The 13538-nt window shown below is 61.3% G+C and carries 13 protein-coding genes; 6 read left to right on the forward strand and 7 right to left on the reverse strand.

The genetic code is table 11. The features are described from left to right. Positions 1 to 500 precede the first annotated feature (500 nt). The 5 genes from DN412_RS21150 (at position 501) to DN412_RS21170 (ending at position 5947) form a co-directional block, all read left to right on the forward strand. The gene (locus DN412_RS21150) at positions 501 to 2639 is read left to right on the forward strand and encodes a glycosyltransferase family 2 protein (RefSeq protein WP_115213370.1); all 2139 of its coding nucleotides are present in this window, start codon (positions 501 to 503) and stop codon (positions 2637 to 2639) included. Positions 2640 to 2652: 13 nt separating this feature from the next. Next, on the forward strand, positions 2653 to 3399 hold the full coding sequence (bcsS, locus tag DN412_RS21155) for a cellulose biosynthesis protein BcsS (protein WP_115213371.1): 747 nt from the start codon (positions 2653 to 2655) through the stop codon (positions 3397 to 3399). Positions 3400 to 3756: 357 nt separating this feature from the next. Next, on the forward strand, positions 3757 to 4947 hold the full coding sequence (gene bcsZ, locus DN412_RS21160) for a cellulose synthase complex periplasmic endoglucanase BcsZ (RefSeq protein ID WP_115213372.1): 1191 nt from the start codon (positions 3757 to 3759) through the stop codon (positions 4945 to 4947). Between the two features lie 142 nt (positions 4948 to 5089). Next, complete coding sequence (locus DN412_RS21165) at positions 5090 to 5356, forward strand: PepSY domain-containing protein (protein ID WP_078199300.1); 267 nt, start codon at positions 5090 to 5092, stop codon at positions 5354 to 5356. A gap of 24 nt (positions 5357 to 5380) precedes the next feature. Next, positions 5381 to 5947: a cytochrome b/b6 domain-containing protein gene (locus DN412_RS21170; RefSeq protein WP_115213373.1), complete on the forward strand. Its 567-nt coding sequence runs from the start codon at positions 5381 to 5383 to the stop codon at positions 5945 to 5947. Positions 5948 to 6015: 68 nt separating this feature from the next. Here the strand turns inward: DN412_RS21170 and DN412_RS21175 are convergent, their stop codons facing one another. Then, complete coding sequence (locus DN412_RS21175; RefSeq protein WP_244222726.1) at positions 6016 to 6324, reverse strand: penicillin-binding protein; 309 nt, start codon at positions 6322 to 6324, stop codon at positions 6016 to 6018. Between the two features lie 894 nt (positions 6325 to 7218). Between DN412_RS21175 and DN412_RS21185 the strand changes: the two genes are divergently transcribed. Beyond that, positions 7219 to 8232 (forward strand): 1-aminocyclopropane-1-carboxylate deaminase, encoded by a 1014-nt coding sequence (locus tag DN412_RS21185; protein WP_115213375.1) that lies wholly within the window; start codon positions 7219 to 7221, stop codon positions 8230 to 8232. A 167-nt stretch (positions 8233 to 8399) separates the two neighbouring features. Here the strand turns inward: DN412_RS21185 and DN412_RS21190 are convergent, their stop codons facing one another. The 6 genes from DN412_RS21190 to DN412_RS21215 form a co-directional block, all read right to left on the reverse strand. Beyond that, on the reverse strand, positions 8400 to 9557 hold the full coding sequence (locus DN412_RS21190; RefSeq protein WP_115213376.1) for a pyridoxal phosphate-dependent aminotransferase: 1158 nt from the start codon (positions 9555 to 9557) through the stop codon (positions 8400 to 8402). A 383-nt stretch (positions 9558 to 9940) separates the two neighbouring features. Beyond that, positions 9941 to 10132 carry a hypothetical protein gene (locus DN412_RS21195; protein WP_244222727.1) on the reverse strand — a complete coding sequence of 64 codons (192 nt, stop codon included), beginning with the start codon at positions 10130 to 10132 and terminating at the stop codon, positions 9941 to 9943. Between the two features lie 319 nt (positions 10133 to 10451). Next, complete coding sequence (gene kce, locus DN412_RS21200; RefSeq protein ID WP_115213377.1) at positions 10452 to 11381, reverse strand: 3,5-dioxohexanoate:acetyl-CoA acetone transferase; 930 nt, start codon at positions 11379 to 11381, stop codon at positions 10452 to 10454. 57 nt (positions 11382 to 11438) lie between these two features. Next, on the reverse strand, positions 11439 to 11831 hold the full coding sequence (locus tag DN412_RS45880; protein ID WP_115213378.1) for an SDR family NAD(P)-dependent oxidoreductase: 393 nt from the start codon (positions 11829 to 11831) through the stop codon (positions 11439 to 11441). A 158-nt stretch (positions 11832 to 11989) separates the two neighbouring features. Next, complete coding sequence (locus tag DN412_RS21210; RefSeq protein ID WP_115213379.1) at positions 11990 to 12892, reverse strand: bile acid:sodium symporter family protein; 903 nt, start codon at positions 12890 to 12892, stop codon at positions 11990 to 11992. A gap of 38 nt (positions 12893 to 12930) precedes the next feature. Next, positions 12931 to 13536: an HD domain-containing protein gene (locus DN412_RS21215; protein WP_115213380.1), complete on the reverse strand. Its 606-nt coding sequence runs from the start codon at positions 13534 to 13536 to the stop codon at positions 12931 to 12933. Positions 13537 to 13538: the final 2 nt, after the last annotated feature.

Raw genomic sequence — 13538 nt, forward strand, 5'->3', positions numbered from 1 at the left:
TATGTCCCCCTTTATGTCCAAAGAAGAACCCCCGACGTCCGTGGAATCAAACCTACGTGATTTGAAGCAACCCAAGCGTCCGGTTTTTTAAAAAATATGCCTCATAAGGCACACAAAAGATCAAAATCCAACATTGTGTGGCCTATCAGACTGAAGAAATGTACCGACTCAGGCTGGCGCAGGCGAGAATGTCGCTTACTCTTAACTGCAAGGGCGCCTGCGCGGCCCGCACGCTTCGGCCCCGCCATTGCCAGGGCGACCTGAAAACGGATTGCAGGCTGTTTCCGGCTGGATAACGCCTCTGGTGGTTTGGCTGATTGAAGCAGCGGAAGGACGTCGGCAGTTGGGTAGGTACAGGATCAACTGGAAGGCCTTAGCCTGCCATCGCATGTCATCGGAATGGCGCAACACGCGTTCCTTTCCTGATTGCGGGCACGCCGTGTTGGGCCGCAGTTTCCGTAGTTGCCGACTGACATTGAGCCATGCCCTTGGATCCAGACATGAAGACCGAGCAACCCAAACGGTATATCACCTGGCTTGTCACGATTTACGTGGCTTGCGGCCTGGTTTATATGGCCTGGCGGCTCGGCACCATCAATCATGCGGCGCCCTGGCTCTCGATCCCTCTCTACGCCGCCGAAATCTATGGCTACCTGAGCGGGCTGCTGTTCGTGCTGATGACCTACCGGCTGAGCGTACGCGAGCCTGTGCCGCCCCAAGAGGGGCTTAAGGTCGATGTCTACGTTCCCACCTACAACGAGTCAGTCGAGCTGTTGCGCCGAACGCTACTGGCAGCCAAATGGATGGACTACCCGCATGAGACCTGGCTGCTCGATGACGGGCGTCGGGAGAGCATGCGCAAGCTTGCAGCGGAACTGGGTTGCCGCTACCTGTCGCGCCAGGACAATCTCCATGCCAAAGCCGGCAATCTGAACCACGCGCTGAAGTTGACTGACGGCGATTTCATCGCGATATTCGATGCCGATCACGCGCCGCGCAAGGATTTCCTGGTGAAGACGTTAGGTTTCTTCCGCGACGAAAAGGTCGCGTTCGTGCAAACGCCGCAAGATTTTTTCAACATCGACTCCTTTGGCCACCGGCTTGGCAAAAAGCGGGTCTGGGATGAGCAGGCCCTGTTTTTCAAGATCATCCAGCGCGGCAAGGATGTCCTGAACGCCGCCTTCTTCTGCGGCAGTTGCGCAGTGGTCCGGCGGGCCGCGCTTGACGAAATTGGCGGCTTTGCCACGGAAACCGTGACAGAGGATGTGCACACGGCAATCAAACTGCACAAGCGCGGATACCGGTCGGTCTACTATGGCGAATCGCTGGCGTTCGGCCTGGCGCCGCACAGCATCGATACCTACCTGAAGCAGCGTATGCGCTGGGGCATGGGTTCCATGCAGGTGTTCCGGCAAGAGAACATTCTGTTCGGGCGGGGTCTCACGCTGGGCCAGCGTCTGAATTATTTCGCCTCGGCGCTGTTCTTTTTCGAGGGCTGGCAGAAGCTGATCTTCTTCCTGACGCCGCCGGCCGTGTTCCTGTTCGGAAAACTGCCCATCGTCGCGCCACTCGACACATTCCTGCTACTGTTCTGCCTGTATTACCTGCTGTCGATACTGGTACACCTGGAACTGGGACGCGGGTACAACTCACTGTTGCTCAGCGAACAGTACGCAATGGCGCGGTTCTTCGCCTTCATGTCTACCAGCATGGGGCTGTTCCGTCGCGATATCCCGTTTGCGGTCACCGACAAGCAGTTGTCTGATACCGGCAAGGTCTGGTTGTGGCTGTCGCCATTGCTGATGCTGGCCAGCATCGCGACCGTCAGCGTGCCAATGGGGTTGTACCGCATGCATACGGGTAGCATTCCGGTTGGTGCCGGCATTGTCACAATGATCTGGACGCTGGTCACGCTGCTGATGGCCATTTCGGTCGCCGCATTTGCGCACAGACATGCCGCCAACCGTCGCGGCGAGTACAGATTTCCGCTGCGCTTGCCGGTCACTCTGGCAGCAAACGACAGGACTTACCTCGGGCTCACGTCGGACCTGTCTCCCAATGGCGCGCTCTACGTGGGAGAGCCAGTCCCGGGCCTGGCGCGTGGCGTTACCGTGAACGTGCTCATCCACCTGCCCAACCTGATCGTGCGGGATACGGCCGTTGCCACGTTTGTCGGCCATCGCACCAAGGACCCGGCTGGCACGTCTTCGGTCGGGCTTCGCTTCCAATGGGATGCGCGCGGCAACACAGGCGCGCTGGAAAGCTTCTTGTATGGCAGCCGGCTGCAGCTCGACATGGGAAACCTGACGGATACGGAGACGCCGCCGCTGACACGGCTGGCCGAGCTACTGCGCAGGGACGGCAGCGGACCGCTGTTCGCGCAGAGTTGGGGGGCCGGGTTGGTGGTGCAACCATTGCGCTCAGGCGCGCTGCCGGTTGCCATTGCCACTATCGAGGGTGCCGCACCGCTGCTGTTCAGCAGCATAGAACTGGACCTGAACGCAGGTGTCACGCTGCGCCAGCCCGCCGCCGGGAAGCCGACCGAACAGACCGTGAGCCTTACACCTACCGGCCGACTCAGCACACCCACCGGTGACTTTCACTTGTACAACATTGGACCGCACGCCGTGGCGGCCTGAAAGAGGAATCCTCATGACGCGGAGTACGCGAAAACCGTACCGGGCTGACTTCACCCGCGCCCCCTTGGCTCCCTTAACGCTTTCATTGGCCACTGCCCTCGTGGCCGGAGCGGCAGCCACGGCAGCGCTGCCGGCCCGAGCCGGTACTTTGTTCGGCGGGGCCAACTTTGCCGGTGGCGGGGAGCGCAGCGAGTACGTCGGCGTATCGGCAAGCTGGCTGCCCGTGCCATATCTGACGCAGAAGCTGGTTGCGAGCGATTACCACTACAGCTACGGATCCAACGGCACCACAGTGTCGGTGAACGGCCAGGCCGCCGAGGCAGCGTTGGGGCTTCAGAAAGGCTGGGAAACGGGCTGGGTGGAAGCCACCGCTGGAGCGCGCTACCGCTACAACCGCGTGTCGCCGGAAGGCGCCGATAACCGCAATGACGGCGGCGAATGGGGGCTGGCGCTGACCGTTTTGGGACAACAGGAGTATGCGCATCGATGGCTTGTCAACGGCATTGGCTCTTACACCTTCGGACCGCAGGCATACTGGGCGCGCGGGCGCGTGATGTACAAAGTGTTCGGTAAGGCCTGGGCCGGCGTGGAACTGATCAAGCATGGCGACCCGTTCTACCACTCCACGCAAGGCGGCCTGGTATTGACTGGGATCCCCCTCACCCAGACCCTGAACCTTGGCTTTTTTACTGGCGTAAAGAAAACGTCCGGTGTGTCGCGGGCATTTTATGGCGGTCTGGAAATCAGCAAGTTTTTCTGAAGGCCAGCGACTTTTCAGCCGGCAGGCTTTCTCCCCCACGTTCAGGCCGGTTCGCGATTTAGCATGACAGCATCATTGCGCGACCCGCGTGCGTCATGCCGATTGCTGACCAAGGGCGTTGGCCGAGAACGCCGGCAGGAATGCCGCGTGACCTGGAATTTCCGCAGGCATTCAACGACGAGCTGCCATTGAGTCTGGACACACCCTTTGGTGGACCAGCAATCGTTGTGGCATGACCCCGTTCGGAACTAAAGGCTGCGATTGTGCCCGCCCAGTTTGCAGCCTGTTCAACTGAGATGCAATGGAGGCCAGAACCTACCCAGCCCTACATGGCGGCACGCGCACGTGCCGTTTGCAATGACAGACCAAACGCGTCGTCGTTATCTGACTTGTGCCGGCGCGATCGCCAGCATCGGCGTGGCCGCTCCCTGGTCTCCCGTGACGCGCGCCCTTTCGCCAACTTCCGCGGCGCGCGCAGCGCCTTGGCCGCTCTACCAGCAGTTCCTGGACCGCTTCATGCAAGGCGACGGCCGCGTCATCGACTTTTCAACGCGCACGCGGCAAAGCACGTCGGAGGGGCAGTCCTACGGAATGGTGTTTGCCCTGATCGCAGATGACCGAGACACATTTGACCGACTCTGGCAGTGGAGTGTAGTCAATCTCGGCGATGGCAGGGTGGATGACAAGCTTCCCGCGTGGCAGTGGGGTCGACGCAATGATGGCACGTGGGGAGTCATGGACCGCAATTCGGCTGCAGACGCAGATCTATGGTTCGCGTTTGCGCTGGCTGAAGCGGCGCGCTGGTGGAATGCCCCTGCTTATGCCAGCGCGGCACGCGCCTTGCTTCGCTTGGTGGCGGCGCGAGAGGTCGTCACACTCCCCGGCTTCGGACCCATGTTACTGCCTGGTCCGCAAGGATTTGTTGAACACGGCTCAGGCGGTTTTCGCATTTGGCGCGTGAATCCGAGCTATCTGCCGGTACCCCTGCTGCGGCGGCTGGCCGCCTTCGACCCCTCCGGCCCGTGGGGTACGCTGGCCGGACAGGCGGCAAAGCTGATCAGCGCGGTGTCCCGCGCCGGCATCGTGCCAGATTGGTCGGCCTACAGCGCTGGAGCCCGCGCGCGCGGATTTCTACGCGATCCAGTGAAGGGGGACGTCAGCAGCTATGACGCCGTGCGGGTCTATCTGTGGGCTGGCATGACGCCAAAGAAGGACGCCACCCGGCACGGCCTGATCCAAGCGTTGCTGCCCAACGCAGCGCGCCTGGAGGGCCGTCCGGCACCGCCGGAGAAAATGTATGTAGAGACTGCAAGGGTCGAAGGCGTCGGGCCGCCAGGCTTCTCCGCGGCGTTGCTGCCATTCCTGAAGGCCGTCAGCTCGCCCGCTCTGACTACCCAATGGGCACGCGCGCAGGAAATCGTGGGCGCGCCGTCAGGAGCCGGCGGCCCTACCTACTATGACACGGTATTGGGCCTGTTCGGGCTGGGCTTTGTCGAAGGGCGCTATCGGTTCTCTGCCTCGGGCCACCTCGACATGCGCCGGCACTGAGGCGCTCGCAAAGTCAATGCGCGGTCTCGAACTGATCTTCCGGGCCAACAGAACCACAACGCCTGCCAAGTAGTGCTCCCGCTGATTGCGAATCATTATTGGGTGCACTATGCTGATCGCTCCCACGATACGGAGACGTCTCATGCTTAGAATTGGCGCGCTGATGGCAATGATCCTGGTGTCCGGTTCCGCGCTGGCCAGCGCGAAGTGCCCCGCGCACCCCAAGAGCGAATGGATGAAAGAGAGCGATGCCCGCGCCAAGATTGAAGCGCAGGGCTACAACATCAAGAAGTTCAAGACCGACGGGAATTGCTACGAGATCTACGGCACGACCAAGGAGGGAAAAAAGGCGGAAATCTACTTCGATACCAAGACGCTGGACATAGTCAAGGCAGAAATCCAGAAGTAACGCTCGCCTCCCCGCCGCTGCGCCATGAAGCCTTTGCGCCAGTCTGTCCAGGTCTGGGATCCCATCGTCCGTCTCACGCACTGGGGCGTGGCGGCGCTGGTGCTGTGGGACCTGTATGAGGATTCCGGCGGGCCGCTGCACCGCAACCTTGGCTACGCGGCCGCGTGCCTGGTGCTGGTCCGCGTAGCCTGGGGCATGGTGGGCAGCGGCGCCGGGAATTTCCGCGAATGGCTTCCCCGCGCCAGCGGCGTGGTAGCGTATGTCAAGGCCGCCGTTGCCGGGCATCCGCCCCGCTTCCTTGGCCACAATCCGCTTGGCGCGCTGATGATGCTCGTGCTGTGGATCCTCATCCTTGCGCTTGCCGCCACCGGCTGGATGTCGAGACTGGATATGTTCTGGGGCGAAGACTGGCCCAAGGACCTCCATGGCGTCCTCGCCTATTTGCTGTTAGCGCTGGTGGGCATGCATGTTGCCGCCGCGATTCTGATGAGCCGGTTGCACAAGGAGAACCTGATCCTGTCCATGGTGACCGGAAGGAAACCGGCGGCGCCGGATCAAGGCAAGGCATCCGCCGCGGACGACAAAGATTGACGGGAAAGGGTCGAAGAGGCGCACTGCGAACTGAGGTAGTGAAGCAATCGCTTGACCTCTGACGCGATTCAGCGCCCCATGCGGCGATTGTAGTTGCGCGAAATGCGCGCCATCAACGCTGGATCCTGTGCAGCCATGCTGTCGAATTCAACCCGCACGTAGCCGTCTGCCTGCTGGTGAACACTGGCCATCACCGTCCTGGTATCGAGACTGCCGACGACCACGCCATTGACCGGGTCCTCGACGCTGATCGCCAGGCCCTCGTCGCCCATTGCCCCGGCTGCTGCGGTGAAGGTGCGATCGAAACTGGCCGGCCCCATGACTGTAAAGGCGCCTGTTCCGGCCGGATCCAATGTACATGCCAAAAGCGCCAGCATGGCGCCGCTGACTATTAGTGAGAGTCGCATGATGATGACTCCTTCCGCCAGCCCCGGCTCGAAAATGTACGCGTTGCGACTTCGGGCGAGTTTTCCACTCGCTGGTCGCTAAAACATAAGATTAGGCGACGTTGGCGAACAGACACAGCTTGCCAGGTGCGCGCCCGCACCCTGCGGATACCGACCTGCTCACCTGATCGCCTGCCCGATGGCAAGGAGGTTGCCCTCGCTGTCTCTGAACCAGGCACCTCTCTCGCCCACACCACCCTTGGACGCTTTGGCGGCGGGATTCCGGAGTGACAGAATTACTTCGTTCTACGAATGCGGCACCGGTCAGTGGCTCAGATCGGCCCATGCGGCGTCGTTCGACCGCCTATGGACTGAGACGCTCAGCCGACCGGTCTCTATTGGAAACAGCCAGTCGGCCACCGACTATGCAGGTCGAATCATCGGCCATCGCCGCCGCTCTGTGTGACGAAGAAAGGCCGGTGTAGCCCCAAGCCCTTCCATTAATCTGTTGAAATCCGATCCGACCTGATAACCACGTCGGATCGTTGCATTGGTGCTCAGACTATACCGTGCAATACAAGAGAGACCCGGTGGATTGCCGCCGCGGCAGTTGCGTGCCAGCAAATCGGCAATGAAGGTACGCGGCCTGCACTACGGTGAGCAGCGTCACGTGTGGACACGCCCGAAGCAGCTCGCTCGAATGTGCTGTTTGCGCCTCACCCATTCCACCGAGAGCGCGAGCGTACGCGACACAAGTCCTATTTGAATTCCACTTCGCCCCAGGCGAGGCGCCGCAGGTGAAGGCGCGCCACGCTCCAATATCTCGCCCTTTTGGACCTAATCTAGAGTCAATCTTTCCCTCGGTTCTTCGACAGGGAGTTCGCCATGGCACTTGATCTCGAAAATCGCTTCGGCCGCATCTCGCTTGGCTTCTTCCCCTCGCCGATTCATCGGCTCAATCGCCTGTCCGATATGCTCGGCATTTCGGTGTGGGCAAAGCGCGACGATGTATCGTCCGGGCTCGCGTTTGGCGGCAACAAGATTCGCAAGCTTGAGTGGCTCGCCGCTGACGCAGTGAAACAAGGCGCCGACACGCTCGTTTCCATCGGCAACATTCAGTCGAATCACACGCGCCAGGTTGCGGCCGTCGCGGCGGTGCTCGGCATGCGCTGCCGGCTGGTGCAGGAGGAGTGGACCCACTGGGACGATCCGGTCTACGACAAGGTCGGCAATATCCTGCTGTCGCGGCTGATGGGCGCCGAGACGCTGCTGGAGGGTGAGGGCTACTCGACCGAGGTGAAGGAGACGTGGTCGCGCGCCCTCGAGCAGGTGCGCCGGGAAGGCGGCAAGCCTTACGCGATTCCGGCGGGTGCATCCGATCATCCCCTTGGTGGCCTCGGCTATGCGAACTTCACCGATGAACTCGCGCGTCAGGAACAGGAAATGGGCGTGTTCTTCGACACCGTGATCACCGCGACCTGCACCGGCTCGACACAGGGCGGCATGGTCGCAGGCTTCAAGGCGCAGGACAGACCACGCCGCCTGATCGGCATCGATACCGCATGCAACGAGGCGATGACGCGCCGCGCCGTGACGAAGAGCGCGCGACAGACGGCGGAACTGATCGGCATCGGCAAGCCGATCGACGACGCCGACGTGATCGTCGATCCGCGTTTCGCGGGCCCGGACTATGGCCTGCCCGACGATCAGACGATCGATGCGATCCGCACGGCAGCGCGACTTGAGGCGATGCTCACCGATCCGGTGTATGAGGGCAAATCTATGGCGGGCCTGATCGCGATGGCGAAGGCGGGTGAGATTCCGAAGGGAACGAACGTGCTGTACGTGCATCTGGGCGGCGCGCCCGCTCTCAACGCGTATCACAAGGCGTTCGCATGATCGGCTTGCACAAGATCGTATGAGCCCCCGATCACTCAGTCATTCGAACGTCGGGTCTCGCCATGACTCCCATAACGCGCCTGTGAATTGCAAGGCCGAGGTAGAGACCGACGAAGGATGAGGCGGCCAAGTACTCAACTAACAAGCGCCTGCCAGGCTTGCAGGTATCAGATGTCCCAAGACAGACGAATCCGCGCGCGAATGTCAGCCAGGCGCTCGATGGGCTCATTGGCAAATACGAGGCGCAGGTAGCGGCTACCGCTTGGCCCCCAGTTGTCCATCGGCGTGGCCGCCACTTCGCCTCGCTCCAACAAGCGCCTGGAGGCCTCCGACGGTGCAAGACCGAGCTGTTCAGTATCAATCAGAAGAGACCATCCGCCGTGCGGACGAATCACGGGAAGATCCGTCAGCGCGGACATCACAGCATCGCGACGCCTTTCCCACACTGCCGTCGCCGCGGCCACGCCATCATCGTCGGCAGTCAATGCGGCAGTAGCCCCTGGCATTGCGATGCCGACCTGGCACACGACGTTTGATAGGCTGGTCAGCCGAACGTCGGCCATAAGCTGCTCCGGCCCGACTATCCAGCCGACTCGCCAGCCAATCATGCGGTACTCCTTGGAAACCGAGCCGACGGTGATGGTGCGCTCGCGCATGCCAGGCAGAGAAACGGGGTGGACGACCTGCCGACCGTCAAACAGGATTCTCTCCATGGCCGCGTCATATACCAGCCACGCACCGGCCCGCTCGCAATGCAGGGCGATCGCCTCCCATTCCATCGCAGACACGACGAAGCCAGTCGGCATCGACGGCGACATGATGAGCAATGCTCGTGTGCGGGGCCCAATCGCGTCAACGAGACTCTCCAGGTCAAGTCGCCAGCCATCGATCCCTGGTATGAGGCGCGCAAATCTTGGCACGCCCCCAGCGAGGTAGACGCGATTGATCAGGCCTGCATAGGTCGGATCGGTGAGTACGACCTCGTCCCCCGTTTCCAGTGTCGATAGAAGGACATTCAGGATTCCGGCCAAACCACCCGCGGAAATGATGCATTCGGCATCAGGGTCGTATGCGACGCCAGAGAAGCGTCGAATGCGCTCGACTGCAGCTTCCCGCAGCGCATGCTGCCCCATGAATGGTAGATAGCTGTTGGCAGCATCGTCATCGATCGCGTCGTGCGTGCGCCGGATCGCCGCCGGTGGCGGCCGCAAGTCAGTGTCGAGGTTCTCTAGCCGAAGAATGTTGGCGTTTCGCATCGAGTCCGCCTTGTCGGCCATCCTGTCAACCCCGATGCCTGGAATCTTTTGCAAGCGTGTGACTGCCATGATTTCACTCCTTGTTCCCACCAACTTCATTGAAATGGGAAAGCGGGCCAGGGGCAAGTGACGTTACGTATCCATGCTGTTTCTACCTGGGCGTATTTCAATGCGAGCACTCCAGGCGGAGCGAAAAATAGCCAGTTTTCGAACGATGATCGGTTACTGCCGGACCGACATCGGAAGTGAATGGCCGTTGTACTCAGACAGCCGCCATTGAGTTGGGGAGGATTCGAATGGCGGAAATGGGTCGATAACGGAATAACGCAACTTCCGGCTGGTAGGACGCGCCCGCCCATCGAAGATCTTCCTTCGGCATGTCAGCCGCCCTCCGGCGCGAAGCGAGAGGGAGTGTCCTGCGGGACGCCCTATTTCCCGGCCAGCGCCGGGAATTACGGGTTCGTCATAACCTGCTTCAGCAGTTCCTGCACGGCGGTGCCGAAGGCGTCAGCCACGTTTTTGCACGCGCCGGCGGCAGTCCAGCTCGTGTCGAACGGATATTTGACCGAGACCTTATAGCCCTTGTCAGCGGTCGACTTCGCGGCCATCGTGATCTGCCAGTACGCCGGCGATACGGAGCTCACTGTCTTTCTTCCATGCGGCAAGCGCAAACGGCAGCTTCCGGCCAGTTTGAGTCAGCCGGTCTCGGATTGCCGATGACCGACACGGCCGAATTGCCGCCGTTCGGCCCGAGGGAGGCGACGACATTCGCGGAGTCTCAGTGAGTGTCCGGTCCGAGAAAGCCGCCATTCGCCACGAGCGAGCGCCCCGAACATACGCTTGCCTGATAGCGATCTGTTCATCCATGACGAGGCGGCGCCATTCCATCGCCGCCCGTCTTCGGGCGCAGGGAGCCAGGCAGGTCTGTCGTAGTCCGTGCTCAGGCCGTGATCTCCCACTACCTCAACCGAGCAGTACCTTGTCCTTGCCTTTAAGGCCAAGCATCTGCCTCGCCTCGGCCGGGGTCGCGATCTCGAAGCCAAGCCTCTCCAGCACGTCGCGAATTCTCGAGACCTGTTCCGCGTTCGACTTTGCAAGCTGCCCAGCACCGACAGTCAGCGAGTCTTCGAGCCCCACGCGAACGTTCCCCCCCATCAAGGCCGCTTGCGTGACCAACGGCGTCTGATGGCGACCAGCACCCAGGACCGACCACTGGTAGCCATCGCCGAACAGCTTGTCGGCGATGCGCTTCATGTGCACCAGATTCTCGGTGTCGGCCCCGATGCCCCCGAGCACACCCAGGACAAACTGCAGGAACAGCGGGCCGGTCACGAGGCCACGATCCACAAAGTGCTTCAGGTTGTAGAGGTGGCTGACGTCATAGCACTCGAACTCGAAGCGCGTTTGGTGAGCGTTGCCGAGCCGGTCAAGCACTTCCTCGATATCGGCGAACGTGTTGCGGAAAATGCTCCGCCGGGTTCCCTCGATGAAGTCCCGCTCCCACTCGTACTTGAATTCCTTCATTTTCTCCAGGACTGGATAGATGGCGAAGTTCATCGTCCCCATGTTGCACGACGCCATCTCCGCCGAGATATCCAACGCACCAGCAAGCCGCTGGTCCAGGGTCATCGAGAACGTGCCCCCCGAGGTAATGTTGATCACCGCGTCAGTCGACGCGTGTATCGGAGCAAGAAACTGACTATAAACCTCCGGCTCGAAGGCAGGACGGCCGTCGGCGGGATTGCGTGCATGGAGGTGGAGAATTGCCGCGCCAGCCTTGGCCGCATCGATGGCCTGCTCGGCAATTTCAGCCGGCGTCACCGGAAGATGCGGGGACATGGACGGTGTGTGAACCGAGCCAGTCACGGCGCAACTGATAATGACTTTACGCATGATTGATGTCTCTTTCTAAGAATGTAAAGATAGCCGCCGCTCTCTACGAGGGCAGGCTCAATCGCAACAAACACGCCCCGGAATGACGCAAGGGGAGGGTTGTAATTTGGGCATCGCAGTCGATCGAGATCGCCTGTCCCGAGATGGCAGAGCCCAGGTCACTGCAGAGAAACGAGCGAGGGCGGCGATTCCTTCCATGTCGACGAGCTTCTTCACCGACTGAGACGCCAGCGCAAGATCGATCTCTGCCTCCGGGGTTCGGCCACTGGCGTCTGCCCGCGCTTTGATCACCCCATGAAAGCGCGCGTTGTCGACCGCGCCCGGTTGAATGCAGTTCACGCGAATGCCGTCATCCCGGAGTTCCATCGACAGCGACTTCGTGAGCCCTACGATCCCCCACTTGCTCGTCGCGTAGACGGCACGATTGGGGAAGCCAACCCGCCCAACCAACTAACACGCCACCAGCGATGGGCAGGCGTCGGGATCGATCTCATGCGCAGCGGCGCCATAGCTGGCGAGCCACAGTCTTTGCTTCATGTTGCTTTCAGTCTCCTGTTCTTTGTCACATCGCGTCAGAATCCTGTCGTTTGCCGACAGCCGCGCGATTATCACTGTCGACTTGCTGGAAGCGCGCCCTTCGCGACCACAGCGCTACCGGCGCCCTTGCGCACCACCCACCAGCCGAACGCCGCCGCGGTGAAATACATCAACAGGCTGTAGACCGCGGCCGGCAGCGACATCGTGCCGTTCTTGAGCACGACCAGCGCCAGGTAGATTGCGAGCGCGCCGTTGTGGACGCCGATCTCGAACGCGATGGCGCGGTTCTGCCCTTCGGTCAGGCGGACAGTCTTGCCGATAAGGTAGCCAACCAGCAGGCTCGCCAGGTTGAAGACCAGGCACGCTGCGCCCACGATCCGGAAGTTGGTGGAGATCACAACCCATTCCTTCACCACGATCGACACGATCAGCAGCACCAGGATCAGCGACGATGCGATCTTGACCGGCTTGTCCATCATTTTCGAGAAGCCCGGCAGCTTCGCATGGATGAACATGCCGATGGTCACCGGGGCGAGCACCATCACGATGACTTCTATCGTCTTCTGGAACTGCAACGGGATGTAGGCCTGACCTTCCATGAACTGGCTGAGTGCGAAGTTGACGATGGTCGGGATCGTCACGATAGCCAGCACGCTGTTGATGGCCGTTAGCGAGATGTTCAGCGCAACGTCGCCCTTGAACAGATGCGAGAACAGGTTGGCCGTGGTGCCGCCTGGCGATGCGGCCAGCAGCATCAGGCCCACCGATAGCTCGGCCGAAAGTCCGAAGGCCTTGCAGATGAAGAAGCACAGTGCAGGCAGCAGCAGCGCCTGCGCCAGTAGCCCCATGGCGATGGCCTTGGGCTGGACGAGGATGCGCTTGAAATCTTCGAGGCGCAGGTGCAGGCCCAAGCCCAGCATGATGATGGCCAAGGCCACCGGGAGTGCGATCGTGGACAGCGCGCTATCTTGCATGAGTGTCTCCTGGGTATCGTTATGTAGCCGGGCCTGCGTTATCGAGCGGCCTGGTTCGTGTCCATCGCTGCCTTGTAGACACCGTTGCGCGGCCGGGCGAACACGCGGCGCACCATTGGCTCGAACTCGCTGATCGGCAGCGTTTCGCCGTGCGGGTCGAACGCGGGGTTGTCATACAGGGCGCAGAACTCCGCGGTGCGCTCGTAGCAAGGGTGGGCCTTGAACTGGTCGCGCAGGTCGCGGTCCATGCCGAGGTGGTGGAAGAAGAAGTACCCCTGGAAGATGCCGTGGTACTTGACCATCCAATGGTTTTCCTCGCTCACGAACGGCTGCAGCAGCGTCGCGGCCACGTCGGGGTGGTTGAAAGTGCCCAGCGTGTCGCCGATGTCGTGCAGCAGGGCGCAGACCACGTATTCCTCGTCGCGGCCATCGCGCAAGGCTAGCGTCGCGGTCTGCAACGAGTGGGTGTAGCGGTCCACCGGAAAGCCACCGAAGTCACCGTCGAGCAACTTCAGGTGGGCCAGGATGCGGTCGGGCAGGCCGGCCGCGAGCTGACGGAACTCGCCGGCGATGCTCTGCCAGTCTTCGCGAGTGCTTTGGTCCAGCCGCGTGAAGCGGCTGCTTTGCGTGGGGTTCACGCTCATCG

Origin of the sequence: Cupriavidus lacunae (assembly GCF_003353055.1) — a bacterium.
GTDB classification, from domain to species: Bacteria; Pseudomonadota; Gammaproteobacteria; order Burkholderiales; family Burkholderiaceae; genus Cupriavidus; species Cupriavidus lacunae.

Coding starts and splice junctions, on each gene's coding strand:
- DN412_RS21185 (WP_115213375.1), top strand. CDS start 7,219: ATGGCACTTGATCTCGAAAATCGCTTCGGCCGCATCTCGCTTGGCTTC.
- kce (WP_115213377.1), bottom strand. CDS start 11,381: ATGCGTAAAGTCATTATCAGTTGCGCCGTGACTGGCTCGGTTCACACA.
- DN412_RS21150 (WP_115213370.1), top strand. CDS start 501: ATGAAGACCGAGCAACCCAAACGGTATATCACCTGGCTTGTCACGATT.
- DN412_RS21165 (WP_078199300.1), top strand. CDS start 5,090: ATGCTTAGAATTGGCGCGCTGATGGCAATGATCCTGGTGTCCGGTTCC.
- bcsS (WP_115213371.1), top strand. CDS start 2,653: ATGACGCGGAGTACGCGAAAACCGTACCGGGCTGACTTCACCCGCGCC.
- DN412_RS21170 (WP_115213373.1), top strand. CDS start 5,381: ATGAAGCCTTTGCGCCAGTCTGTCCAGGTCTGGGATCCCATCGTCCGT.
- DN412_RS21190 (WP_115213376.1), bottom strand. CDS start 9,557: ATGGCAGTCACACGCTTGCAAAAGATTCCAGGCATCGGGGTTGACAGG.
- bcsZ (WP_115213372.1), top strand. CDS start 3,757: ATGACAGACCAAACGCGTCGTCGTTATCTGACTTGTGCCGGCGCGATC.
- DN412_RS21210 (WP_115213379.1), bottom strand. CDS start 12,892: ATGCAAGATAGCGCGCTGTCCACGATCGCACTCCCGGTGGCCTTGGCC.
- DN412_RS21215 (WP_115213380.1), bottom strand. CDS start 13,536: ATGAGCGTGAACCCCACGCAAAGCAGCCGCTTCACGCGGCTGGACCAA.
- DN412_RS21175 (WP_244222726.1), bottom strand. CDS start 6,324: ATGCTGGCGCTTTTGGCATGTACATTGGATCCGGCCGGAACAGGCGCC.